The sequence below is a fragment of the Vibrio sp. A2-1 genome (assembly GCF_021728355.1).
GTDB lineage: Bacteria > Pseudomonadota > Gammaproteobacteria > Enterobacterales > Vibrionaceae > Vibrio > Vibrio splendidus_K.
In genome coordinates this window covers 1,159,378-1,184,731 of the sequence record NZ_JAKKCO010000001.1, presented here as the reverse complement: position 1 = coordinate 1,184,731, position 25,354 = coordinate 1,159,378, and the positions used below count along the sequence as shown (strand labels likewise).

The 25,354-nt window shown below is 44.6% G+C and carries 18 protein-coding genes; 5 read left to right on the top strand and 13 right to left on the bottom strand.

Annotated elements, in window-relative coordinates:
- The first annotated feature begins 136 nt into the window (after positions 1-136).
- A complete protein-coding gene (locus tag L3V33_RS04940; protein WP_237290172.1) occupies positions 137-1,381 on the top strand; it encodes a tetratricopeptide repeat protein in 1,245 nt (414 codons plus the stop codon).
- Positions 1,382-1,564: 183 nt separating this feature from the next.
- Here L3V33_RS04940 and sstT read toward each other — a convergent pair whose 3' ends face one another.
- The 7 genes from sstT to malT form a co-directional block, all read right to left on the bottom strand.
- Positions 1,565-2,779, bottom strand: coding sequence for a serine/threonine transporter SstT (sstT, locus tag L3V33_RS04935; RefSeq protein ID WP_004732110.1), 1,215 nt, complete (start codon positions 2,777-2,779; stop codon positions 1,565-1,567).
- A 440-nt stretch (positions 2,780-3,219) separates the two neighbouring features.
- Complete coding sequence (rsgA, locus tag L3V33_RS04930; RefSeq protein ID WP_237289457.1) at positions 3,220-4,284, bottom strand: ribosome small subunit-dependent GTPase A; 1,065 nt, start codon at positions 4,282-4,284, stop codon at positions 3,220-3,222.
- Between the two features lie 467 nt (positions 4,285-4,751).
- Positions 4,752-5,210: a copper chaperone PCu(A)C gene (locus L3V33_RS04925; RefSeq protein WP_061037950.1), complete on the bottom strand. Its 459-nt coding sequence runs from the start codon at positions 5,208-5,210 to the stop codon at positions 4,752-4,754.
- Between the two features lie 71 nt (positions 5,211-5,281).
- On the bottom strand, positions 5,282-5,914 hold the full coding sequence (locus L3V33_RS04920) for an SCO family protein (RefSeq protein WP_237289455.1): 633 nt from the start codon (positions 5,912-5,914) through the stop codon (positions 5,282-5,284).
- On the bottom strand, positions 5,911-6,351 hold the full coding sequence (locus L3V33_RS04915) for a hypothetical protein (protein WP_237289453.1): 441 nt from the start codon (positions 6,349-6,351) through the stop codon (positions 5,911-5,913). The genes L3V33_RS04920 and L3V33_RS04915 overlap by 4 nt, the downstream gene beginning before the upstream one ends.
- 204 nt (positions 6,352-6,555) lie before the next feature.
- Positions 6,556-7,476 carry a DUF368 domain-containing protein gene (locus L3V33_RS04910; RefSeq protein WP_237289451.1) on the bottom strand — a complete coding sequence of 307 codons (921 nt, stop codon included), beginning with the start codon at positions 7,474-7,476 and terminating at the stop codon, positions 6,556-6,558.
- Positions 7,477-8,046: 570 nt separating this feature from the next.
- Positions 8,047-10,755 (bottom strand): HTH-type transcriptional regulator MalT, encoded by a 2,709-nt coding sequence (malT, locus tag L3V33_RS04905; protein ID WP_237289449.1) that lies wholly within the window; start codon positions 10,753-10,755, stop codon positions 8,047-8,049.
- 568 nt (positions 10,756-11,323) lie between these two features.
- Here malT and L3V33_RS04900 point away from each other — a divergent pair.
- From L3V33_RS04900 to glgB, 3 genes are all read left to right on the top strand, one after another.
- Positions 11,324-13,777: a glycogen/starch/alpha-glucan phosphorylase gene (locus L3V33_RS04900; protein ID WP_010431613.1), complete on the top strand. Its 2,454-nt coding sequence runs from the start codon at positions 11,324-11,326 to the stop codon at positions 13,775-13,777.
- 175 nt (positions 13,778-13,952) lie between these two features.
- The gene (gene malQ, locus L3V33_RS04895) at positions 13,953-16,133 is read left to right on the top strand and encodes a 4-alpha-glucanotransferase (RefSeq protein ID WP_004732094.1); all 2,181 of its coding nucleotides are present in this window, start codon (positions 13,953-13,955) and stop codon (positions 16,131-16,133) included.
- Between the two features lie 175 nt (positions 16,134-16,308).
- Positions 16,309-18,489 (top strand): 1,4-alpha-glucan branching protein GlgB, encoded by a 2,181-nt coding sequence (glgB, locus tag L3V33_RS04890; RefSeq protein ID WP_065206705.1) that lies wholly within the window; start codon positions 16,309-16,311, stop codon positions 18,487-18,489.
- Between the two features lie 80 nt (positions 18,490-18,569).
- Here glgB and L3V33_RS04885 read toward each other — a convergent pair whose 3' ends face one another.
- From L3V33_RS04885 to L3V33_RS04860, 6 genes are all read right to left on the bottom strand, one after another.
- On the bottom strand, positions 18,570-19,040 hold the full coding sequence (locus L3V33_RS04885; protein ID WP_017072409.1) for a TetR/AcrR family transcriptional regulator: 471 nt from the start codon (positions 19,038-19,040) through the stop codon (positions 18,570-18,572).
- Positions 19,041-19,262: 222 nt separating this feature from the next.
- Positions 19,263-20,102, bottom strand: coding sequence for an energy-coupling factor transporter transmembrane component T (locus L3V33_RS04880; protein ID WP_054545857.1), 840 nt, complete (start codon positions 20,100-20,102; stop codon positions 19,263-19,265).
- The gene (locus L3V33_RS04875) at positions 20,099-21,793 is read right to left on the bottom strand and encodes an ABC transporter ATP-binding protein (protein WP_237289447.1); all 1,695 of its coding nucleotides are present in this window, start codon (positions 21,791-21,793) and stop codon (positions 20,099-20,101) included. Before L3V33_RS04875 ends, L3V33_RS04880 begins: the two co-directional genes overlap by 4 nt.
- Positions 21,794-21,799: 6 nt before the next feature.
- Positions 21,800-22,348 (bottom strand): ECF-type riboflavin transporter substrate-binding protein, encoded by a 549-nt coding sequence (locus L3V33_RS04870; protein ID WP_048609818.1) that lies wholly within the window; start codon positions 22,346-22,348, stop codon positions 21,800-21,802.
- A gap of 310 nt (positions 22,349-22,658) precedes the next feature.
- Positions 22,659-23,789 (bottom strand): HlyD family secretion protein, encoded by a 1,131-nt coding sequence (locus tag L3V33_RS04865; RefSeq protein WP_054545855.1) that lies wholly within the window; start codon positions 23,787-23,789, stop codon positions 22,659-22,661.
- Entirely contained in the window at positions 23,789-24,184 is a 396-nt protein-coding gene (locus tag L3V33_RS04860) for a DUF3302 domain-containing protein (protein ID WP_065206708.1), read from the bottom strand. Before L3V33_RS04860 ends, L3V33_RS04865 begins: the two co-directional genes overlap by 1 nt.
- A 250-nt stretch (positions 24,185-24,434) precedes the next feature.
- Between L3V33_RS04860 and L3V33_RS04855 the strand changes: the two genes are divergently transcribed.
- Positions 24,435-25,337, top strand: a complete 903-nt coding sequence (locus L3V33_RS04855; RefSeq protein ID WP_237289438.1) for a DMT family transporter — start codon at positions 24,435-24,437, stop codon at positions 25,335-25,337.
- Positions 25,338-25,354 lie beyond the last annotated feature (17 nt).

Here is a 25,354-nt window from a genome sequence, read left to right as displayed (position 1 = left end):
TTCATTTTAGGGCGGAACGTTTTAATAACGGCGCTTTTCCCTGTAATTAGAAACATACCATTCACTATGGGTTGATCACTTTCCCGATATCGGGGCTAGTATCAGCCGAGTTAGGTTAAAATATTTTATGAGTACAATGGGAATCGCAATTGGTGCGACGGCTCTTTCGTTAATACTTGTCGCCGTGTGGCTGATCTCTTTATCGCTAAGAAAGCAGCGCTTGGAACAAGAACGTAAGGCTCGTGCTGTCGCTTATCGAAAAGCGATTGAAAAAGCGCGCATACAAGAGCAAAAAGAGCGTCACTTCAAAGCCGAAACCGGGCATGTACCGTCGATTCTGTATTTGGCAAAAGAAGCTGAACGTAACAATATTAAGGAAGCTCTGTATTGGTACGACAAAGCGGCGCAACTCGATAATATCAATGGTATGTATGGCATTGTGCGCCTAAGCATGAAGCGTAAAGAAGACCTGATTTTAAGAGAAAAAGCCAACTTTTGGCAGCTTGCGATATCCGCATTGGACAATGACGTGTCTGCGAAATTTGAGATGGGCAAAGCACTTGTCTTTGGTCGTGGAACTGATAAAAACATCCCTAAAGGTTACACCTATATCGAAGAATCTGCGGCTGGTGGTAATACTGAAGCGATGCTGTTTATCGGTGACTGGTGTCTAGATAAAGAAAACCCAGATTACTCTGCCGAAAGTTCTGTCGAGTGGTACCAAAAGGCCGCGGAAAAGAATAGCTTAGACGGCAAGATCAAACTTGGTATGAGTTATTTGAACGGTATTGGTGTTGAGCCTAACCATGGCGAGGCTGTTTACTGGTTTGAGACGGCCGCAGAAAAGAACAGTGCAGAAGCGATGTTTAGAGCGGGTGAAGCTTGGATAGACCATGGCGAGCACGGCAATGCCATTGCTTATATCTGGCTATTTCTATCGGCTCATTTTGGTTACTCAGAAGCAAAGCATTTGAGGGATAAAGTCGGCGGTGAACTTGGTGTAGATGCTGTCGTGGGCTTACAGGCTCTGACTAAACCGATAATGACCAAGTTGACCCAAGAAGCGATCACTAAGCACTCAATCATTAAGGCGCTCAACAAGCTCTACAAACGCAATGTGCCTGTTCCTAAGAAGGTTAAAGAAGCCTCCGATGAAGAAGGTGAGGAGTTAAATGTCGATGGTAGTCATTTAGAGACCAAAGCGTCGAGTGAGCAAGCTTCTAACGTCGATTACAGCCAGCAGGCGACGCCAAACCATGATAGCGGAGCTGCGAATCAAGGGTCACCCAGCGATCAAGCAACGCATAACAAAGAAGCAAGCCCTAACTCTCTAGATTTCAGTCAGGCAGCAGTGGATCCAAGCTGGAAAAGCAACCACTAAAACGTGTTGGTTAGCTTTGATGAGTTGGACAAGAATGACTGAAGCTATATAGCTTCTAACCGTAATCTCGAAAACCAAGACAACAAAAAAGGGAAGCGAATGCTTCCCTTTTTATTTGTGTGCTATTTGCTTTTAGAGCTTAGAGCTTAGAGCTTAGAGCTAAAGCCTAATATCCAAGAGCTGTTAAGCTTTGTTTTGCTCAGCTTTACATACAGCCGCAGTGAACACTACGTCAGTTGAGCTGTTAAGCGCTGTTTCAGCCGAATCTTGAATCACACCAATGATGAAACCAACCGCTACAACCTGCATCGCTACATCGTTTGAGATACCGAATAGGCCACAAGCTAGAGGAATCAGTAGCAGTGAACCACCGGCAACGCCTGATGCGCCACATGCTGAAATTGCAGCAACAAGGCTTAGTAGAATCGCAGTGAAGATATCAATCTCAATACCCATTGTGTGTACAGCTGCAAGCGTTAACACAGTGATGGTGATTGCAGCACCTGCCATGTTGATGGTTGCGCCTAGAGGGATTGATACAGAGTAAGTATCTTCATCTAGCTCTAGCTTCTTACAAAGGTTCATGTTCACTGGGATGTTTGCAGCGCTTGAACGAGTGAAGAATGCCGTTACACCAGACTCGCGAATACATTGCAGTACAAGTGGGTATGGGTTCTGTTTTGTCTTTACAAAGACAAGCAGTGGGTTAACGACAAGAGCAATGATCAGCATTGAGCTTAGTAGAACCGCTAGCAGTTGACCGTAGCTTGCTAGTGCATCGAAGCCCGTTGTTGCGAATGTAGTCGAAACAAGGCCGAAGATACCGAATGGCGCAAGACGAATAATGAAGCGAACAATGTGTGAAACACTGTGGCTAAGGTCTTCGAAAACCGCTTTTGTTGTTGCTGATGCGTGGTGCAGAGCAAGACCAAGACCGATTGCCCAAGCAAGAATACCGATGTAGTTAGCGTTCATTAGTGCGCTAACTGGGTTATCTACAAGCTTGAATAGAAGCGTATGAAGAACTTCTGCAATACCTTGAGGAGGGTTAGCACCTTCAGCGCCAGCAACCAGTGTCAAAGTGGTTGGGAACATGAAGCTCAGTACTACAGCAGTCAGTGCAGCTGAGAACGTACCAATCAGGTAAAGCACAATGATTGGACGCATATGAGTATGCTGACCTTTCTTTTGGTTTGCGATAGAAGCTGCAACAAGAATGAATACTAAAATTGGGGCAACAGCTTTCAGAGCACCAACAAACAGACTACCTAATAGGCCTGCATCTTGAGCTGCTGAAGGAGAAACCATGGCGAGAACGACACCGAAAACAATACCAGCAAGGATCTGTAGAACGAGATTTCCACGAGCGATGCGGGCGAGCATGTTGTGATTTTGCATAAAATACCTGCAATTGTTAATTTATTATAGTGATGTATTTTTTTATAAAGTTGTACCAAATCCAACTATACACTAGTGGAATGGGCGGTCATATTAGCGGGATCTAAGAGGGTGTCTAGGAATAGTTTACTTTTAGGGTGATTGTTTGCGCTACGTGGTGTTTTTAGAGCTAAATGTTAAATTTTTGTACTCTTGTTGAGATATAAATCTGAATGATAATACTCATTCGGGTCAATGTTCTGGTTCTGGTGCCGTCAGAGTCGATTAGCAAGATCATTGTGTGCAGAAATGATCCCATTGGGTTCCTGTTGATATAAAGAAGACCTGTTAATACAAAGAAGCCCCAGCCCAATGCATTAAAGAGCTCATGAATTAATGAGCTAATACGCGATAGGGACATGGGGCTTATTTATGTGTTGTAAACCTAATCCAATAATCGGCTATTTAGACGATTTCTTGATATTACGGCTCTCTGATTGCACGGTTTTGTACATTTTAGAAAGCTGTTTACTGTTCGCTCTCTGTTCTGCCAATGAGGCTCCATTTCTTGCTTGCTCTCTGAGTAGCTTCTCATAGTTAGAGAATCGCCTTTCAGAAAGCTCACCGCTTTCAATGGCCTTGCGTATTGTGCATCCTGGTTCTGACTCATGACTGCAATCAGAAAAGTGACAATGCATCGCTAACTCTTCCACATCAGAAAAAGTTTCACTTACTCCTTCAGCACAATCGGCGAGTTGTAACTCTCGCATACCAGGAGTATCGAGCAATAAACCGCCCGACGTTAGCAAGTGGAGCGATCGTGACGTGGTTGTATGACGGCCTTTGCTGTCGTCTTCACGAATACCGCCCGTTTCTTGTTGAGTTTCCCCAAGCAGCGAGTTAACCAGCGTCGATTTTCCGACACCAGACGAACCCATCAAAGCCACCGTTTTGCCCGTTTTACACCAAGGCGACAATACTTGAGTAGAGTCTTGATCTAGGCTATTAACGGCTTCGATCATCAACATCGAATCTAAGCTTTGCACTTGTTGTACTTTGTCTTGGTAGTCGTCACACAAGTCTTTCTTGGTGAGGACGATAACCGCTTCGACCTGCGCTTCGTTGGCGAGTGCTAGATAGCGTTCGATGCGGCTTAGATTAAAGTCGTTATTTAACGAAACCACGATAAAAACGGTGTCGATATTGGATGAAATATATTGTTCAGCTACGCGACTGCCTGCCGCTTTACGGCGGAAGAGCGATTGACGGTCTAGTAAACGGTCGAATTGCAGATCAGAGTTCAACATCACCCAGTCGCCAACCGTCATTGCCGGTTGGTTTTGGTGGATGGGTAGAACAATTTCACCTTGCTCTGACGCTAATGTATAGCCACTACGGTGATGTGCGACGATACGAGCAATGACGGAATGGTCATAGTCTTCGAGTGTCAGTTGTTGTTGGAATACAGGTTGCCATCCAAGTTGTTGAAGTGACATTGGATGAGAAAATGCGTTTTGTGAATTCATGTCTATTTACCCAGACGTGCGAGCTTTCTTTTCTTGTGAGAGCATTAACATCTTGTGAGACCTCAGGTTGTTGATGAGATCGAAAAGCGTTGGTCAGATCAAAAAGCGTCGAGACGTCAAAAATGTTTTGAGCTTGGGTCGAATTCAAATAGATAGGACCCCGGATTTAGTCATGCGCTATTGGGCATGCAGGTATTGATCACTTACGACCAATAGTAAACCGGGTAAAAGTGTGCTGTCGTCACGGGTGACGATAAGTTGGTCGATCGGTATTTAAGTTGGATTAACCAAACAAATTAACGCGCTACTTTTACTGCCAGTTTTAGTGTTTTCATTACAATCATCTTCTATTCTCCTTGGTTATTTATGTGTTCAGGCTTTGAATAAAAAGCGAACTCAGTTTAACAAAAAGCCACGATGGCGAGAAGTCATCGTGGCTTAAATTATTTTATCAATTGTGAATACGATTAATGATGATCGTGATTCATCTTTTTCATGCCGCTCATTACTTTCTTAACCGGCGCATCGAAGGTCTGCGTTTCACCATTAGCGAAAGTCAGTGTCATCTCGATTTTCTCACCTTCTTTTAGGCTGCTTGCTAGGTCGAACAACATGATGTGTAGGCTACCTGGTTTAAGTACCGCTTCACCGTTCGCAGGGATGGTGATCTCTTGAACTTGGCGCATTTTCATTACATCGCCGTCCATGATTACATCATGAAGTTCTACTTTACCTGCTGCAGGTGTTGTTGCTGAAACAATAGCGCGATCTTTATCGCTGTGGTTCATCAGAGTCGTGAACACCGCGCTGTTCACTGCTGAAGGCGGGGTTGCACGAGCGTACGCGTCATGAACCATTATGTCACTACTCGCCTGAGCAAAAGGGGTGAGCAATAAGCCTGCTAGAGCAAGTGCTTTTAACTTCATGTTGTTGTCCTTAATTTTATGTTTTTGGTCTGGGACCTGACTTTTTGTTCGAACTTTATTAGTTAAGTTCTTTATTTTTTTATACGTTGTTCCTGGTCGTTGATGACTGGGTACGTTAACTTGTTGATGGCCTCAACAATTGGCGCTGGCGTCAACGTGTGCGGTACTTTGGTAATCAAAGTACCATCGGGCTTTAAAAAATAGAAATATGAGCTGTGATCTAGGGTGTATTCCAACTCTGAACCTTCAAGCTTGGTCTTTCTGAAAATAACACCGTAGTTATGCGCAAGCGTTGTTGTCACATCCAATGGACCACTTAATCCTTCCATCATCGGGTGGAAGTATTGCGCGTATTCATACGAGGCTTCAGCGGCATCACGTTCTGGATCGAGAGAAACAAACATTGGGCGAATCTTTGCTTTTGCTTCATCAGAGACTTGGTTAAGTGCTCCGGCTAACATAGCCAAAGAAGTCGGGCATACATCTGGGCAACGTGTGAAACCGAAGTAAACGATACGAATTCTGTCATCGGTTTGGTCAAAGATTTCCGTTGGCTGGTTGTCTTTGCCGAAAAGAGTCGTTGCGGAAAACTCTTGTTTTGCAGCGTGTTGTTCTTGAACTTCGTTTTGCCCATCAAGATAGCTTTTGACACCAAAGCCAAGTACAAAAGCGACAACCAATGCTAACGACCAATTTCTACTCATCTTGCCATCCTTATTGCAGGGTTTACGGTTTCAACACCATCGGTAAGCTCACCGAGCCAAGTCATTTTATCCATGGTACACACCGGTAAAATGACGTCACCTTCGTAGGTATTGTTGCCAATGCTCTTCAATTGAAAACGCGCTGATCCCATTTCCATTTCTAAACCGGTGAGTGACAACATCAGTGTCTCAGATGCGGCACCTTCCCAAACTACCTTTATCTTGGTGGGTAGAAGAGGTTGTGCGGTTTCGCGATCAAGCGACATTGAAATAGATTCTTGCTCACACGATGTTGTTGAAAGCATGCAATAGTCGTCTAAATTAACGTCCGCTGAGGAGTGTTCCATCGCTGATTTAAATTGCTGGATTGCTTGTGGTCCATAAAAGCCTGCCACAAGAGCGATTCCAAAAGCTGCCACCTTTAATACCGGGTGCATGTCGTGTTCTCAGTTAATTTTATAAGAGCGGCGATGTTATCACACCCCTCAATACGTGCTTGTATCAAAAAGCAATTTTGTGCGTATTGTAGAACTAAAAAAGCGAAGCCATAGGCTTCGCTTTTATCTATATAAGAAGGGTGTTGAGCTTAATGTTTATTAGACTCATCGATTCTTAAGTTTGCTCAAAGGGGCGCTGATTGGTTAATTCGCGTTGCGCTCTGCAAATTTCTCTAGTCCTAGAACCAAGGCAATAGCAGCCAACATCATCACAATCGCCATTACCAGCTGAGAAGGCTGAGAGGTTACGGCTTCAAAATCAAACGGTGACAGATTTTCTTGAAGTAGAGGAACTTGCTCACCCTTTGAATTTGTACGCCAGCTGATGGTTTCTTTCCACGGCCAAATCTTAGGCAGCGTACCGATCATCAAACCAGTTAAGAACACTAATGTGAAATCGCGGAATGAGCGCAGTAACCAAGAAAGTACGTGCGAGAAAGTCAGTAGGCCAATCACACAGCCACTAAGGAATAGCGCAAGCACATCGATTTGGAACTCTTTAACCGCACCAAGAACCGGACCATACATACCAATTAATAGCAGAATGAAGCTACCCGAGATACCCGGCAAAATCATCGCACAAATTGCAATTGCACCCGCGATTAGGATGTTGATGCTGGTTGGTTCCATTTGCAGCGGCTTAAGCACGGTAATGCTAAAGGCGAAAGCAACGCCAAGCAGCAAAAACACGAATCGAATCATATCGCGCTTCTCTACTTGCTTAAGAATATGGAAAACCGACACCAAGATCAGGCCAAAGAAGAAAGACCACAGTGGAACGGGGTGGGTGACTAATAACCAAGAAATTAGTTTTGCAAATGTCGCAATGCTTGTGAATACGCCTGCGAACAGTGAAATCAGGAAGAAACCATTGATGTGGTTAAACGCGGCTTTGAAGCCTTCGCGTTTCCATAAGCCAAGTACGCTAGGGTTAATTCTTCGAATGCTTTCTAGCAGCGTATCGTAGATACCAGTGATGAATGCGATGGTTCCGCCCGACACGCCAGGAACAACGTCTGCTGCGCCCATTGCCATGCCTTTGAAAAAAGTACTTAAGTAGTTCATTGCTTCATAGAGTTGAGGGTGATTTTGTGCAGTATACAAACTTTAGTGTAAAAAAAGTATGAATATGCCATTGGGGAAGGGCTTTTATTACTCTCTTAATTGTAAGGCAATAAGTTGAACTGAACATTTGCCTAACATTTAAAATACAACCACTTAGTAATTTGTCATTAAGAGCAGAGATGAAACTGATCTCTTATCGATATTGCATCTTGGTTGCATTATGCAAATGCACTTTGCAATTCGCATGACAAATTCATGGTTTTTATGCGATGCAGGGCTTATAAAACGTCGAATAAAAGTTGGCACGCTAACTGCATTATATTAATTGACCCTTCTTAAGCCGAGGGTCACCTAGCCAACTGACGTTGTTAGTGAACCTATTGATTTGTTCACAAATATATAGAGCCAATCGCGATTATTGCGGTTGGCTATTTTTTTGCCTGTCGTTTGGTGATTGTCTTTTTTCTTTTCCAGCTCCTACATTTTTAAGCTCTAAACTTCAGATGAAAAAAAAGCCAGCCACCATTGGTGACTAGCTTAAGCTTTTCTCGAATCAATCTCGATTCCGTTTTAGTACCCCATCAACTGCAGCAAGTTCTCCGCCGTGCTGATTGCTTCTTTACGGTTAGCAATGTTGAGCTTTTGATAAAGGTTACGGATGTGCGTTTTGATCGTGGTCCCCGCTACATCGAGCTCTTGAGCGATTTGCTCATTACTGAACCCAGAATAGATTAAGCCAAGTACTTGCCATTCACGCTGGGTGAGTGGGCTAGTGCGCACAAGCTCAGGAATATTCGGGTGATTAACCAAGTTCTCAACAAAGTCTTCATCGAAGTGAACCGAGCGGCTGCGTTGGGTGGTTGAGATATCTTTCATGATCTGTTGAGCGCGATGGCGTTCTAAGTCACCTAAGCCTGGCTTGTTGCTCAATTTATCCAAGATATGCCCGATAGTTCCACCGTCGACTAAGAAGTTACCAACCATACCGGTTTGGTTGGTCATATGAAGCGCTTCTTCAAGTAGCACGCGTGCGCTGTCTTCATCGTTAATTTGTGTACGCAACACCGCTTCAACGATCAAGTTTCGGTTGGTGTCGGTAATCAGATGTGAACGCTGCGCTTCACTCTTAAGGAAAGTCAGCGCTTCTTCCGCATCTTCATACTGCTCAAGGATGATGTGAGAACGTACGATGTTTCGCCATTGAAGTTGGCAGAAGTGGTTACTTGCCGATTCAGGTCGAACCGCCACGCTTAGCCAATCACGGATTGCCTCTTTATTGCCTTTTACTTGCCAGAAAAGAATCAAAGACAAAGAAGCATTTGCCGTCCAGTCCACGTGGTAAGTTGATTGACGTAGCAGGTGTTGAATTTGGTCGATAAACTTCGACGCTTTATCAATCTCGCCGCGGCTCAATGAAATTCGAGCCAGCATAGAATAGCTGTGCAGGTGTTTACTCGGAGAGTGGTGACCAAGGATATCTAAGCCTTTGTAGCAACATTCTTCCGCTTCATCTAGTCGGTTCCAACACCAGAAGATCTGAGCGCGAACACGCAGCAAAAATTCATGTAGAGGAACGTATTGAAGCTGATGCTCTTCGATCAATTTGAATGCGCTGTCTTGTAGCTCAAATGCAGCTTGAACATAACCTTGAGCAATCAAGATTTCGCTTTGCTGCAGAATTGCCCATAGAGCCTGATGGTAAACCTGATACTGACGTGCCAGTTTTTCTGTTTGTTGCATCATCGGTAGCGCACGGCTTAGGTTACCCATTACGTGATTCACTTCGCCCACAACCGAGGTTGCGACAATGCGGCTACGATAAACGGTGGTGTTCAACTGGCTCAACGAAAGCTCAGCCAACTCCAATGCTTTCTCAGGCTCATTGCTGTTGATGGCAACTTGGGCACGCAAGGCATTGTATTGGCCTTGTTGCTGAGTATCGAGTTCAATGTTTCGAGCTTGATATTGAGTCTCAGCCTCTTCCAACAAAGTACCCACTTGATCATAACGGTGCTGACTTTGTGCCAGCCAAGCGCGCAGCATTGATAGCTTCGGCTCACTGTATAGTTGATCCGTAGTCAGTTGCTTGATCGCCATCTCTAATGATGAAAGCTCACCTTGGTTGAACATCGGCCAACCGTGTTCAGTCAGGATTTGGATGATCAGATCTGGATCTTCAGCACGTTGCGCATGTCGCAGTGCTTGATGAGGCGTTTTCTGTTTGATCCACGCTTTCGCGGCACTTCGGTGCAACTCGGCTTCTTGTTGCGGAATTCGAGCTTGGCGCTCATGGGCAAGAAATTCACCGAATAGATTGTGGAATCGGTACCAGTTTTTCTCGCCTTCAAGCGGGTAGATGAATAAGCCAAATCGGTTGAGTGATTCGATCATACCCAGTGCGTCTTCACGCTGTGTAAGCGCGCAGACTAATTCGTCATTGAAATGATCAAGTACTGAACACTGCATCAAGAACTGTCGGGTTTCTTTATCCAGTAGATCGAATACTTCTTCAACCAAGTAATCCCAAAGGTGGGCATGGTTAAAGTGAGAGAACGATTCTGCCGATTGCGCCAGCGTGCGTTTTTGATGTTGAGCTTGAAGGGCAATAAGCTGTAACGCCGAAGGCCACCCCTCAACATAAGTACAGATACTACCAGCGGTGGTGTCATCTACGCCATCGGCGACACGTTGATTGAAGAAGCGCGTCGTCTCTTCAGTATCAAAAGCCAGCGAATCGTTGCCAATCTCAATCATCAGATCACGAACACGAAGGTTTGCAGTGCCAAGTGGTGGAGTGCCACGGCTAGTTACAACAAGCGTTAGGTTGTCGGGCATGTGCTTGAGGAAGAAGCGCATTGCTTCGTGGATGTCGTCATTGTTGACCAAGTGATAGTCATCCAACACAAGGAAACATTCGTGATGGAATTCAGACATCTCAGCAAACACTTCACTTAACAAAGAATGCAAAGATGAAAATTGTCGCTTTTCTGCCAGCTTTTGGGCGCTAGGGCAGGCATTTTGAGTCGCTTTATTGAGTGATTGCATTAGGTAGTTGATAAAGCGAAAGGCATCGTTGTCACTGTCATCAATGCTGTACCAACCCACATTGGGCTTATCTACCAGCCATTGAGCTGCCATTGTGGTTTTGCCGTACCCCGCTGGAGAGCGGAATAATACAAGCTTATAGCAATCTGCGTGTTGGAGCAGATCGAGAACCCTAGGTCGTAGGATTGCATTATGTAAGCGGCCGGGACGAGTCAGTTTCGAAGGGATCCACATGTCGAAGTTTTTCACCTATTCCGTGGCTTATGTTCTGGATTACCTCAATCTATCGTTGAGTGTAATCGAATGACATCAGCCTAATTACTTAAGTCTTCAATCATATTACGTGAAGCAAAACGGCACCGACTATGATCCTCCTCAGAAACCTTGCACTCCTGCATGTTTTTAGGCTTCTACGCCCTTTATTTGAGACTTTGCTCACATAGCGGGTTGGTTTGTGAATGTGACTTCCTTCATCCCAACACGTAAATCTATGCAAAAGATGAGAGGAAGAAATTATTTTCGTGATCTGAATATCAAATTTGATAATGACTTTAATCCGGTTAAATAGAAGTCACATCAATTGAAGGTAAGTTATCGAACGGGAGCTTGTGATCTTAGTCACTCCAAGTTTTTGTTCGAAGTCAGAACATGAGAGTCAGATCACTAACCCTATGTCGGTACGCCCCCTACGCCCTCCCATCTACTCCTAGTTTGTCGCGTTAGCGGGAGGATGTTTAGTTAATGGTGACCATGCACGATATGTGACAGATGAATTAGAACTATTAAAAGCGAGATTTCTGAAATGAAACCAACTCAGCAAAAAACTTTCGATAAAGTGTCGTTCCAAGAAAGCGTTAAGAAGCATTTATCTGCAACCTACGCAACAACGATTGAAAACGCAGATAGCCGCGCATGGTACCTAGCAATGGGGCGTGCGCTAGCAGAATTGACAACATTTGATCTGTTAGAAACTGAAAATGACGAAAAAATTAAGAACGCGAAGAGCGTTAACTACCTTTCACTAGAGTTTTTGATTGGTCGTTTAACAGGTAATAACCTGATCAGCATGGGTCTGTATGAGCAAATCACTCATGCAATGGAAGAGCTAGGTCAAAACTTAACTGACCTTCTAGAAGAAGAACGTGACCCATCACTAGGTAACGGTGGCCTTGGTCGTCTTGCTGCTTGTTTCATGGATTCTTGTGCCGCTCAAGAATACCCAACAGTAGGTTACGGTCTTCACTACGAATACGGTCTATTCAAACAGTCTTTCCAAGACGGTCGTCAACAAGAAGCACCAGACGCGTGGCGTGGTGTTGAAGGTTACCCATGGGAAGTAGCTCGTCCAGAACTAGCACAACACATTGGTTTTTACGGTCATGTAGAAGTTGAATATATCGACGGTAAAGAAGTTCGTACTTGGGTTCCGGGTATGGAAGTGAAAGCAATGCCTTGGGATCTACCTATCGTAGGTTACGAGTCAAACACAGTTTACCCATTGCGTCTTTGGGAATGTCAGGCAATCGCACCATTCTCATTAGCAAGCTTTAACAACGGTGACTACTTCGAAGCGCAACACTCGCTAATCGATGCAGGCAACATCACTAAAGTACTTTACCCGAACGACAACCACGAGAAAGGTAAGACACTGCGTCTAATGCAGCAGTACTTCCACTCAGCAGCGTCTGTTCGCGATATTCTACGTCGTCACGAAGCAGCAGGTTTCTCTCTAGAAGATCTGCCTAAGCAAGAAACGATTCAACTGAACGATACGCATCCAACGATCGCTATCCCTGAATTGATGCGCATCCTGATCGATGAGAAAGGTTTAACTTGGGACCAAGCTTGGGAAATCAGTGCTCATACGTTCGCATACACGAACCACACACTACTTCCAGAAGCATTAGAGACTTGGTCTGAATCTTTGATCAACCGTCTTCTTCCACGTCACATGGAAATCATTTTTGAAATCAACCACCGCTTCATGCAAGAAGTTCGCAAGATGTGGCCTGGTGACGGTGAGAAGCAAGCGAAGCTTTCTATCATCCAAGAAGGTTTCCACCGCATGGTTCGCATGGCAAACCTATGTGTGATTGGCTCTTACAAAGTAAACGGTGTAGCTGCGCTTCACTCTCAACTGGTTAAGAAAGACTTGTTCCCTGAGTTCAACGAAATTTTCCCTGGCAAACTGACTAACGTAACGAATGGCATCACGCCACGTCGTTGGTTGAAGTTCTGTAACCCAGGGCTATCTACGCTAATTACTGGCAAGATAGGCACTGAGTGGCCAGCAAAACTTGAGCAGCTAGAAGGCATCGCTAAGTTTGCAACAGACGCGAAATTCCAAAAAGAATTCATGGCTGTTAAGAAAGAAAACAAACAGCGCCTTGCTGATTGGGTTCAAGAGAACATGGGTATCGAGCTAGATACTAACGCTATCTTCGACGTGCAAATCAAGCGTCTTCACGAATACAAGCGTCAGCACCTAGATTTGCTACACATTCTATCTCTGTACCACCGTATTCTTAACGAACCTGGTTTCGAGTGTGAGCCACGCGTATGTTTCTTCGCAGCGAAAGCAGCACCGGGTTACCACCTAGCGAAAGAGATCATCTTCGCGGTTAACAAGATTGCAGAGAAGATCAACAACGACCCTCGCATTGGCAACAAGCTGAAAGTGGTATTCATCCCTGACTACCGTGTAAGCATGGCTGAAATCATTATTCCTGCGGCAGACGTTTCTCAGCAAATCTCACTGGCTGGTAAAGAAGCATCGGGTACGGGCAACATGAAGATGGCGCTAAACGGCGCGCTAACTATCGGTACGATGGATGGTGCAAACGTTGAGATTCGTGAAGAAGTTGGCGATGAAAACATCTACATCTTTGGCCTAGACGTTGATGGTGTAGTGGCATTGCAAGCTCAGGGTTACAACCCATACGATTACTACAACGCAGACCCACTGCTGAAAGCATCTCTAGACCTACTGACTGGCGATGAGTTCTCTCCAGGTCAACCAGGCCTTCTACGTGCAACGTTTGATAGCCTACTAGACGGTGGCGACCCGTACCTATGTCTTGCTGACTTCGCATCTTATGTGAAAGCACATGAAGACATGGGCAAGCAGTACAAAGACCAAGCAGGTTGGGCTAAGAAAGCGATTCTTAACACAGCATTGGTTGGTAAGTTCACATCAGACCGCTCTATTCGCGATTACGTGAACAACATTTGGAAACTTGAAGCGGTTAACCGTTAATACTTCCAAAGTAGCCAAGGCAGTTTCTGCCTTGGCTCAATTAGCTTGTGGGCAAATAGATGGCTTAAAAAGATAGCGATGCTTACAAACTGATTGTCACAAGCTAATTGATTAGTAACAAATTAAATAACAACCCTACAAAATTGAAAGCGTCAGAACGTTTTCGGAGAGAGCGATGAAAGAACAGACCGTATTAAAACAAGTCGCAGAAATGGCAAATATTGCCGACAGTTACGTTAGTGCGTGGGGCGATGAAGCACAAGTATCAGAAGAGACGATTACGTCTCTATTGGCTTCATTGGGCTACGATACAAGCAGCGATGATGCACTGCTTAAATCTGCAGAAAGAAAACACAAAAAAGATGTACTAGACCCAGTTCTTGTCTTGCGTGACGGTGAGCCAGTAGAAGTGGCGCTTAATCTAGGTGTTAGTGCTCGTGAAAGTGAGTTCAGCTGGCGTTTAGAAACCGAGCAAGGAGAGGTACTTGAAGGCTATCTTCAATCTCAAGTCGTTCGTGACGAGCGTGCCGAGGGTGGCCCTTTAGTGTTTGCATTGCCAAGTGATTTGGCATGGGGTTACCACAAGCTGATTGTGAGCCGTAAGCGCCGTAAGAAGCCTTACGAGATGACATTGATCATTACGCCAAAAGCGTGTTTCAAGCAGTCACCAATCGAGCAAGGCAAAAAGCTTTGGGGACCAAGTGTTCAACTGTACACACTAAGAACTCAGCACAACTGGGGTATTGGTGATTTTGGTGACCTTAAACAGCTTGTTGCTGATATCGCTTCTCGCGGTGGTGATTTTGTTGGTCTAAACCCAATTCACTCATTATTCCCAGCGAACCCAGAAGGCGCGAGCCCATACAGCCCGTCGTCACGTCGTTGGTTGAACATCTTATACATTGATGTGAGCTCAGTACCTGAATTCGCATTAAGTGCTGAAGCACAACAAACGGTAGGCAGCGCTGAATTCCAACAGCGCCTACAGAAAGCTCGTGAAGCACACTGGGTGAATTACACTGAAGTGTCCGAGCTTAAGATGAGCATCTTGCCTCTGTTATTCGCAGAATTTAAGACTCGTCATTTAGATAAAAACAGCGATCGTGCACAAGCGTTCTTAGCGTTTGTAGAAGAAGGTGGTGAAAGCCTGATGCATCAAGCGGCGTTTGATGCTCTGCACGGTGAGTTACATGCCGAAGATTCAGGTATGTGGGGCTGGCCAGTATTCCCAGAGAAGTATCGTACATTCGAAAGCCCAGCGACACAGAAATATATTAAAGAGAACCTAGAGAATGTTCATCTTTACATGTACCTGCAGTGGTTAGCGGATTGCCAAATCAACGATGCACAGTCTCTTGCTGAAGAGAAAGGCATGGCCGTTGGTTTGTACCGTGACCTAGCTGTTGGTGTTGCGGATTCAGGCAGCGAAACTTGGGCCGATGAAGGCAACCTAGTGATGGATGCGAGCATCGGTGCTCCACCGGATGTGCTTGGTCCTCTAGGTCAAAACTGGGGTTTACCACCACTTAATCCTGAAGTGCTTCAAGAAACGAGCTACGACGCTTACATCAAGCTACTTCGTGCCAACATGAAGCACTGTGGTGCACTTCGTATTGATCATGTTTTAGGCCTACTGCGTTTGTGGTGGATTCCAAAAGGCGAAAACGCAACCAAGGGTGCGTACATCTACTACCCAGTACAAGACATGCTGTCAATTCTGGCGCTTGAATCTCACCGTTACCAATGTAGCGTTATTGGTGAAGATTTAGGTACTGTGCCGGATGAAATCGTCGATATTCTAGCGGATGCGGGTGTGCATTCTTACAAAGTATTCTTCTTCGAAACATCAGAAGATGACGGTGGCTTTATCTCACCGAAACATTATGCGCCACAATCGATGGCGGCACTTTGTACTCATGATATGCCAACGCTTCGCGGCTTCTGGCATTGTGATGACTTGAAAATGGGTCAAGAGATTGGTTTATACCCAGATGCAGAACAGCTAGAAACCTTGTTCGATGACCGTCTGGAATGCAAACAAGGTATCTTAGATTCGGTGGCATGGCATGGCTTCTTACCTGAAGGTGTTGGTCGTGATGCAAGCCAAGTACCGATGGACTCTTATCTTGCTGAAGCACTTCAACTGCACGTTGCGGCTGGTGGTTCGACACTTCTTAGTGTTCAACTGGAAGATTGGTTAGAGATGGACAAGCCAGTAAACATCCCTGGCACTGTCGATGAGTATCCTAACTGGCGTCGTAAACTATCAATGAACTTGGACGAAATATTTGCTCACGAAGGCGTAAATCGTATCGCTTCTAAGCTGACTGACGTTCGAGAAAAAGCAGCTAAGTAATGACGTTGAGTGGCTTGAAAATAGGTGGTTTTTTGCTTACGCCGTACGAAACTACAACCTCGGTCACTCAATAATGAATGCTCATCTGGTAGAATAAACCGTCGTTATATTGCCCGCACTAATAGCGGGCATTTTTGTATTATATTTTTTGGATGTTTGGTTAGGGAGAAGCGTTTTGGAACTAAGTTCGATTTCAAAGCAAAAACAAATATATACCCAACTATCACAGGCTTGTTTCACTGACCCATTTGCGTTTTTAGGGCCATACCTACCTTCTGAGCAAGGTGCATTACGTGTGTGGATTCCTGGGGCAAATAAAGTCGAGTTGATTGTTGGAAAGGAACCTCGTATTGAGTTAGCGCGAGAGGGTGAAAGTGGTTTCATTCTTAAGCAAGAGAGAGATTTACGTTTTACTCACTACAAGCTCGCGGTTGATTGGGCTGGAGTCGAGCAGATCATCGACGATCCATACCAGTACCACGATCTGTACGCGAGTTATGAAGATCTCCATACACCTAAAGATATGTATCATCACATGGGGGCTCAGTTTATTACGCTAGAGCGTGATGGACAGACGATTTCAGGTACGCGTTTCTTGGTGTATGCACCGCATGCAACAGCGGCAAGCTTAGTGGGTAACTTCAACGCTTGGGATGGTCGTCGTCATCCAATGCAACGCTTAGATTATGGCATGTGGGGCCTATTCATTCCTGAACTGGAAGAAGGCGCTCAATACAAGTTTGAATTAAAAGGACCTGATGGCGAAGGCTTACCACACAAAGCTGACCCATGGGGTTTTTACTCTGAGCAATACCCTTCATTTTCTTCTGTGACTTACGATCACGCTCGTTACGAGTGGCAAGATACTCAGTGGCAGAATCGCCCAGTAACGCAAAAGCGTAAAGAAGCACTTTCGTTCTATGAACTGCACGCTGGTTCTTGGAAGCGTAACGCTGAAGGGGAATTCTTAAACTACCGTGAACTTGCTGCTGAATTGATCCCATATTTAACGGACTTGGGTTACACGCATGTAGAGTTGATGCCGGTTTCAGAGCATCCGTTTTACGGTTCTTGGGGCTATCAGCCAATAGGCTTGTTCGCTCCAACGAGTCGTTTTGGCTCTCCTGATGACTTCAAATTCTTCGTCGATCAATGTCACCAAGCTGGTCTGGGTGTTGTTCTGGATTGGGTTCCAGCACACTTCCCTAGTGATGATCACGGCTTAGCCAATTTTGATGGAACACCTTTGTTCCATGATCCAGATCCACGTCGTGGTTGGCACCAAGATTGGAATTCGTACATTTACGATTTAGGCAAAGAGCATGTGCGCCGTTTCTTGGTTGCAAACGCACTGTACTGGTTTGAACAATTCCATATCGACGGCATTCGTGTTGATGCGGTTGCTTCGATGTTGTACCTCGATTATTCGCGTAGCCATGATCAATGGATTCCGAATGCAGACGGCGGCAACGAAAACTACGATGCTATTGCAACCCTTAAGTGGATGAACGAAGAAGTGTACAAGCACTTCCCGAATGCGATGACGATTGCTGAAGAATCAACGGCTTTCCCTGGTGTTTCAGCCCCAACCTTTATGGGCGGCTTAGGCTTCGGCTTTAAGTGGAACATGGGTTGGATGCACGATAGTTTGTCTTACATCCAAGAAGATCCAATCAATCGTAAATATCACCACGATACAATTACCTTCCCATTGGTTTATGCACACAGTGAGAACTATGTATTGTCTCTATCTCACGATGAGGTGGTTTATGGTAAAGGATCTATCCACGAAAAAATGCCTGGTGATGAGTGGCAGCAAACGGCAAATCTACGTGCTTACATGGGTTACATGTACGCGCAGCCGGGTAAGAAGCTGAACTTCATGGGTGCTGAATTTGGTCAGACGGCGGAATGGAACCACGATGATCAACTGCAATGGTTTTTGCTAGATTATGAACGTCATCAAGGTGTTCAGCGCTTAACGAAAGATTTGAACAATCTGTACCGTTCTGAAGCTGCAATGCATGATCTTGATTTCGACCCGAAAGGTTTTGAATGGCGTCTACAGGATTCAGCTGAAGCGAGTATCTTAGCTCATGAGCGTATCAGTGAATCAGGCGAGCGTGTATTGGTGGTTTCTAACTTTACACCCGTTCCTCATGAGCACTTCCGCTTAGGTGTTCCAGCACAAGGTCAGTACTCTTTGTTATTGAATACAGACTCTGCGGATTATGCAGGCAGTGGCTTTGAAGTGAAGCCGGTTGCTGAGGTTGAATCAGTAGAAAGCGAAGGCTTAGACACATCGATTGAGCTGCGTTTACCACCGTTATCGACCGTTTTTTACAAGCTAAATTAGGTCTATAAGTTGAAGTAAGCGATAACTAAAAAGAAAATGGGAGCTGAAAGGCTCCCATTTTTGTATTTTTAATGCTTGGTTTAATGCTGTTTGAAGTTCGTGAGATAGAACATTGAACGTCCTACGACAGTTTCAAGGATTCGAACGGAATCAAGCCCAAAGCTATTAAACATTATCTCGCGGAATTGACCATCTGAACTGATATTAAACTGTTCAGGGCTCTTGACCTGGGAGGCATGGAAAAACATCAATTTGATCACGAATCGAAATTGATCATTATCTAGAGCGTTTTGCCAAGATTGAATGAATACTTCTTCCGACGAGAACTCTAGATTCTCTATAACAATTGATAGCATGTGTTGGTGTAGCGCTGATCGGATAGCGCGGGTCGATGGATAATAGCCCTGAAGCGTCGTCAAACTAATGCCAATTTCTTGAGCAATCCTTGCATAAGTTAGTGCTTCATGTCCTTCAGCCAGAAAAAGGTTTAGTACGATCTCATCGTAGTGCTTTTGATTTTCTAGTTTCTGTACTTGAGTAATTCGAGCCATTACAAATCTCTATTGAGTGTGGCATTCTGTAAGCGTGTATATTAAGAGTTTCTAAATTAGATTTCAAACCAAAGACGTAAGTAAACGGTCAGTTTATCGTCAAAAATAGTCAGTATTGAGTTATTGGTTCAATTGTTAATCAGATCTTGGCACACATAAAAACACCGCCCTACTGAGCGGTGTGTAATTTTAAGTCGTTGTTTGTATGTGGTAAATGAAAACTTAGAATGGATACCAAAACAATTCAGGTTCAAGAATGCGTTTCGCTATGGCCAACACCACAATAAAAGCAATGACACTCAAACAGACAAAGTCGATACGTTTCAAAGGCGAATAGCTATACCAAGTACGTGCCTTGTGTCGGCCAAAGCCTCGTAACGTCATTGCGTTAGAGATCTCGTCTGCGCGGTCTAAGCTAGAGAAAATGAGCGGCCCTAGAACCTTAGCCACGTTTTTGATCCGAGTTATTAGGGGCGCTTTCTTTGAGAGCTCTACACCACGAGCTTGCTGAGCATGCATGATATTGATGAAGTCCTTCTTAACCTCTGGCAAGTAACGCAGCGTTAAGCTTACCGCATAGGCGATCTTGTACGGAACACCGATACGGTTGAGGCTTGCGGCAAACTCAGTCGGATGCGTAGTGAAGACGAATATTAACGCTATCGGAAACATGCTCATGTACTTAAGCGTGACGGTGACTAAGTAAAACAGAGTCTCCTGGCTCAACGAGTAGTTACCCGGTAATGTCAGTAATACAGTTTCGCTACCGATGAGCTCAGTGCCTTGCTGCGGAGCAAGCAGGAACATGAATAAAGCATTTAGACTTAAGACACTCGCCGTACCTAATAACAAAGGCTTATACACGCGTATAGGCACATTGGTGAGCTTTAATAGGTATAAACCAGTCATAATAAGCAGCGTAATCAATCTCAGGTCGAACGTAGTCAATACCACTGTTACCCAAGCTAAGAAGAGTGCAAATTTCGTGATGCCATTTAATGCGTGCAGGGGGGATTTGGTATCAATGTAGTTGATGCCGAATTTTACTTTTGATGCGTTCATAGAGAACTTCTCTCGTAGTCGATGAAGTACTGCATAAACGCATTGGTATCGTCGATTTTCATCATAGTCGCGAGTTCATAAATACTAGTGGTACAGAGGTTTGCACGTTCTAGAAGCGATGGCTGACTAAACACTTCCGTCATGGCGGCATTGGCAATAAGCTTGCTGTCTGCGATTACGATCGAACGTGTGGTGTACTCTAGAACGAGATGCATGTCGTGTGAGATGATCACCACAGTAATACCCAAATCACGGTTAAGCTTTTGGATAAACGCCAACATTGACGTGTAGTTTCGGTAATCTTGGCCTGCAGTTGGCTCATCTAAGATGAGGAGTTCAGGTTCCAACACTAAGATAGAAGCAATGGTTACACGCTTTTTCTGACCGTAGCTCAAAGCTTCGATAGGCCAGTGACGGAACTTACTCAGCCCACACAGCTCAAGAACGTTCTCAACTTTTTCTTTGACCTCATCTTCTGCAACGCCACGGTTACGAAGACCAAAAGCAATCTCGTCAAAAATCATATGATGCGAGATCATATGATTTGGGTTCTGCATGACTACACCGACCTTTTGGCTTCTTTCGAAGATAGAAAGCTCAGATAAGTCTTCACCATTTAGATAGGAAGAGCCTGAATCGGCATCGATCACACCCATGATGAGTTTGGTGATGGTAGATTTACCCGAACCGTTCTTGCCCAGAATCGAAACAAACTCGCCTTTGCCAATCTTGAAGCTCACATCTTCGAGTGCGTTCTTCTCGCCATCGTAAGAATAAGTCAGACCATGAACTTCGAGTAAAGGTTGATACTGCTTTTCTGCAGCTGGGGCAGGGCGCTCAGCAAACCAAGCTTGAACTGCTGGGCGGAACCTTTTGTAATCCAAAGCTTTGAGGTTTGACAACTTATCTTCGCAGGTTAGTGGGGCTTTCGCCGCTTTAAGCGCAGATAAGTAAAGAGGCTCACGAATACCATGCGTATCAAGTAACTTAGACGCTAAAATTTCATCGGGAGTCATATCCGCGACAATTTCACCGCGTTCCATTAAAATCACACGATCAATATCGCGATGCAGGACATCCTCAAGGCGATGCTCGATAATCACGATAGTCTTGTTGGTTTCTTTATGCAGTTGGTCGATGATCTCGATAGTCGCCTTGCCGGTCTTAGGGTCAAGACTGGCTAAAGGCTCATCAAACAGCAAGATATCAACGTCATCAACTAAGATGCCGGCTAGCGATACTCGCTGCTTTTGACCACCTGAAAGATCGTGTGGCGAGCGCTCAAGCATGTCCGCTAGGTCAACCATTTTTGCAGTCGACTTAACTAACGGGTACATGTCAATGTTCGACATCAACTGGTTTTCTAATGCGAATGCGATATCTTCGCCGATACTTAAACCCACAAATTGGCTGTCAGTATCTTGCAATACTGTGCCTACCTGCTCGGTATAGTCGTGCATCGAAAATTCAGAGATATTCTTGCCGTTGATCTCTAAAGAGCCAGTTACCTCACCTTTAATTGCATGAGGTATTAGGCCATTGAGGCATTGACCTAGGGTAGATTTACCGCTTCCGCTTGGTCCAATAATGACGATTTTCTCTCCTTTCTCTATCCTTAGATTGATATTTTTTAGCGTCGGTTTATCCAGCGACTCATATCTAAAAGAGAAGTTCGAAAATTCTATAGTCATTGGCGCTTATGCCTCAGTAAGGTTGCGGCTTTGTTTGTTGCGTTTAGCGACTGATTTTAGGATCAGGAAGCCCACAACAGCGATCAGAACGGTGTTACCCGCTGCGATGATAGACAGTTGAGTGAAGACTTTAGTAAACGGTTCTGCGTATAGGATAGTGTCTAGGAACGCGGAACAGCCGTAGCCTACAACGTTACCTGCAAGGGCAAGTACCACGAACAATACAAAATCTTTCATTGGCAGTTCGCCTTGTTGAAGACGGTTCTTAGTCATCATAGGGAACAAGCCGATAACCATACCTACGATACCTGAGCCTAATACCCAAGTTAACCATACGCCCCAACCAGCAAATAAATCCGTTACCCAGTGACCAATAAAGCCAACCAAAAAGCCAACGATAGGGCCGAACAAAACAGAAAATAGTGCTAAGACTGCCATTGCTGGTTTCAATGTCGTGTTAGCAAACACTGGGACACCAAACATAGGTAAACCACCAATGCCGTACAGTGCCGCGCCAATGGCGATAACGACCACTGTTTTAGCTGAAAAGTTCATAGATAACCTCGAATACTGAAAGATAAAGCATGAATATTCGCCATTATTAATATGTGTCTCAATGAGAACGTTTTTTGGGCAAATATAAAAAATAAGGCGCGCATTATACAGTAGAACCCTTCCATAAGGGAAGATAAGTGTCTAGATGTCTAAAATTCCATCCGAACACTTAGATATCATGTAAAAAGCCCACTTTTACGGTTAATCAAGCAACAAAAAAGCCAGAACGGGTCTGGCTTTTTGATTCATCTTAACAATGTGTTAAGTGGGTTCATCGTATATCTACGACCATTTTGTGGTCTAGGTATAGTTAGTGGTCTAGATATAGATAGTTTTGCCAGCTCTTCATGCGAATAAGGACCTTACGCATGATAGACACGTGAGTGAAGCTGTCAGAATAAACGGCAACCTCAACTGCAGTACCCATAGGTAAATGGTAGTCAGACAGATCATCAGTGATGCTCAATTTAACAAACACACGACCACTGGTACGCAATGCGTCAGTACCTAGAAGCGCGCCTCGAGCTTGGAATTGGCTCTCACCAATAGCTGGAATCACTTCATCAATACGTCCTTTAAATACTTTTCCTGGCAATGCTCTAAATAGGAACTCAGCTTTGTAACCTGGTTGTAGGCGCTGTAGCGAGTTTTGTCTAAATGCAGCCGTATAGAACTGTTCTTCTGTGTGAACAAATGTCATCACGGGAGCTAAAGGAAGTGGTACTGCCATTACACCTGGGCGTAATGCTAGTTGCGTAACGTATCCGTCAGTGGGAGCTCGAACCACGGTTTGTTCTAAATCAAACTGAGCTTTACGTAATTCAGCTAATAAGCTTAAAACCGCTGTATTCTCGCCACCTATTTCAGAGTCCAAGGCGATCTTTGTTTGTTCTAGGTTTGCATCCGCAACTTTCACGGCCGCTTCCGATGCTTTGTAAGCTTGTCTGCGAGTATCCAATTGCTGCTCGGTAAAAGCGCCGCTGTCGTAACCGCGCTTGTAACGAGAAAACTCACGTTTGGCTTTATCTCTTTCTGCGATGGCTTTGATTTTTGCAGCCTCTGCTTCAGCCACTTCAGATTCCATTCCAAGCGCACCTTGGCTTGCTTCTTTTACCTTGGCTTCTAACCTTGCGACTTCAGCTTCGAATGGAACTGGGTCGATTTTGAAAAGAATATCCCCTTGCTTCAGAGGTTTGTTTGCTTCTACAGGAACTTCGATAACTTTACCCCTAACGCCTGAAACGACTGGCGTCGTTGAGTAAACTTGGTTACCGATTTGCGTAAATGGATGGTTGTAGTTCATTAGTAGAATTAGGGTACCTACTATGATCACACCTCCAAGTACGGCAGTGGGTACTGTCCACTTATTTAGCGGGATATTGAACACCTTGAAAATGGTGATACAAAGCGCCGCATAGGTCATTATCAGCAGTAAATCCATTATTTAGCCTCCTGATCTTGAGCGTTATTTTGATCTTTAGCTTGATTCTCTTTCACTGAATCGGCTTGTTTGAGTTGAGCAATTTCTTCCTGAAGCGTGCTAACCTGATCGATTAAAATATCAACACGATGATGAATGTCGTGTTGTTCTTCTTCTAATTTAGCAAAGCCCCAGCCACGATCTTTGCGCCATAGTGTCGCCCAAATCCATAGGAACGGCCAAATTGTGTGCAAAGTGAATAGGCTAACCCAGCCTGAAACATGAATAGCATCTTGATGAGGATGATTGCGTTCTTTCGCTATTTCGTAAGGAATATCGTGAATAACGATGATGCCGTAAAAGATGACTAATGCTACGAAAATAAGTAAGCCGAGCGCAAAGTAGTCTAAAAACATAACAGATCCTTGTAATGTTAGATATTAGTTATAAATATACTACGCTATCATCCAAGTAATTGTTATAAAAATGATTTACCGAGTTGAAAATAATGTGTTGTCGCTTCTAATGCGAATAAAAGCATTGATGAATCTTATAAAATCTCATCGCGTTTGAAGAGGCTATTTCGGCTTTCTGGTTGGTATTTCAGCTGAAATGATGACAGCTACGATTCTAAATGACGTGCATAACCACAAGGGGCAAATACGGATGTATATAGGTGAATTGGCGGCCATTGGCGCTGCAATTGTGTGGGCGTGTGCGACATGGATCTATGGGCAATTTGGACATCGCTTCTCTGCGATGCAATTGAACATTGTTAAGGGTGTTGTAGCCTCTGGCATGATGCTGTTAGTCATGCCGTTAATACCGATGCCTGAATTTGAATTGAGTACCAGCCATTTTCTGATATTGGCAATTTCAGGTGTGATTGGCATTGCGATTGGAGATAGCGCCTATTTTGCGGCGTTGAAAAGAATCGGTGCTAATAAGACGCTGTTACTGGAATCTTTAGCACCGCCTATTTCTGGCGTGCTGGCACTCATGTTTCTTGGTGCCGCATTAACGTTGCAAAGTTGGCTCGGAGTCGTGATTACAACATTAGCGGTGACCTTTGTTGTCTTTCAGCCATCAAAACCGGCGAGCGGTGAATCGAATGACAAAGCACAGTGGGGTGGCATTGGTTATGGGCTTGTGGCGAGTGTTTGTCAGGCATCCGGTGTGGTGATTTCTCATTACGCGTTAGTGGCGGGTGATATCCCACCATTATTAGGTGCACTGATTCGTCTCACGATAGGTGTGTTTGCCGTAATGCTGATTATCCCTTTTGTTGAAAAGAAGCCGTATTCATCGATAAAAAGAGATTTATGGGAAATGACCAAGCTCGATAAACTTTGGTTATTAGGGGCAATCTTTGTCGGGACGTTTCTCGCTCTATGGCTTCAACAAGTGGCGCTGAAAAATGCGAACCCTGCGATTGCACAAACATTGATAGCGACCAGTCCGGTCTTTATTTTGGTGATTTATGCGATTAAAGGGGAGAAGGTGTCAAAGCAAAGCGTCATAGGGACGCTTGCTGCCCTTGCTGGAATATCTCTGTTCTTTTATCAATAAGATGCAGGCTTACCTAC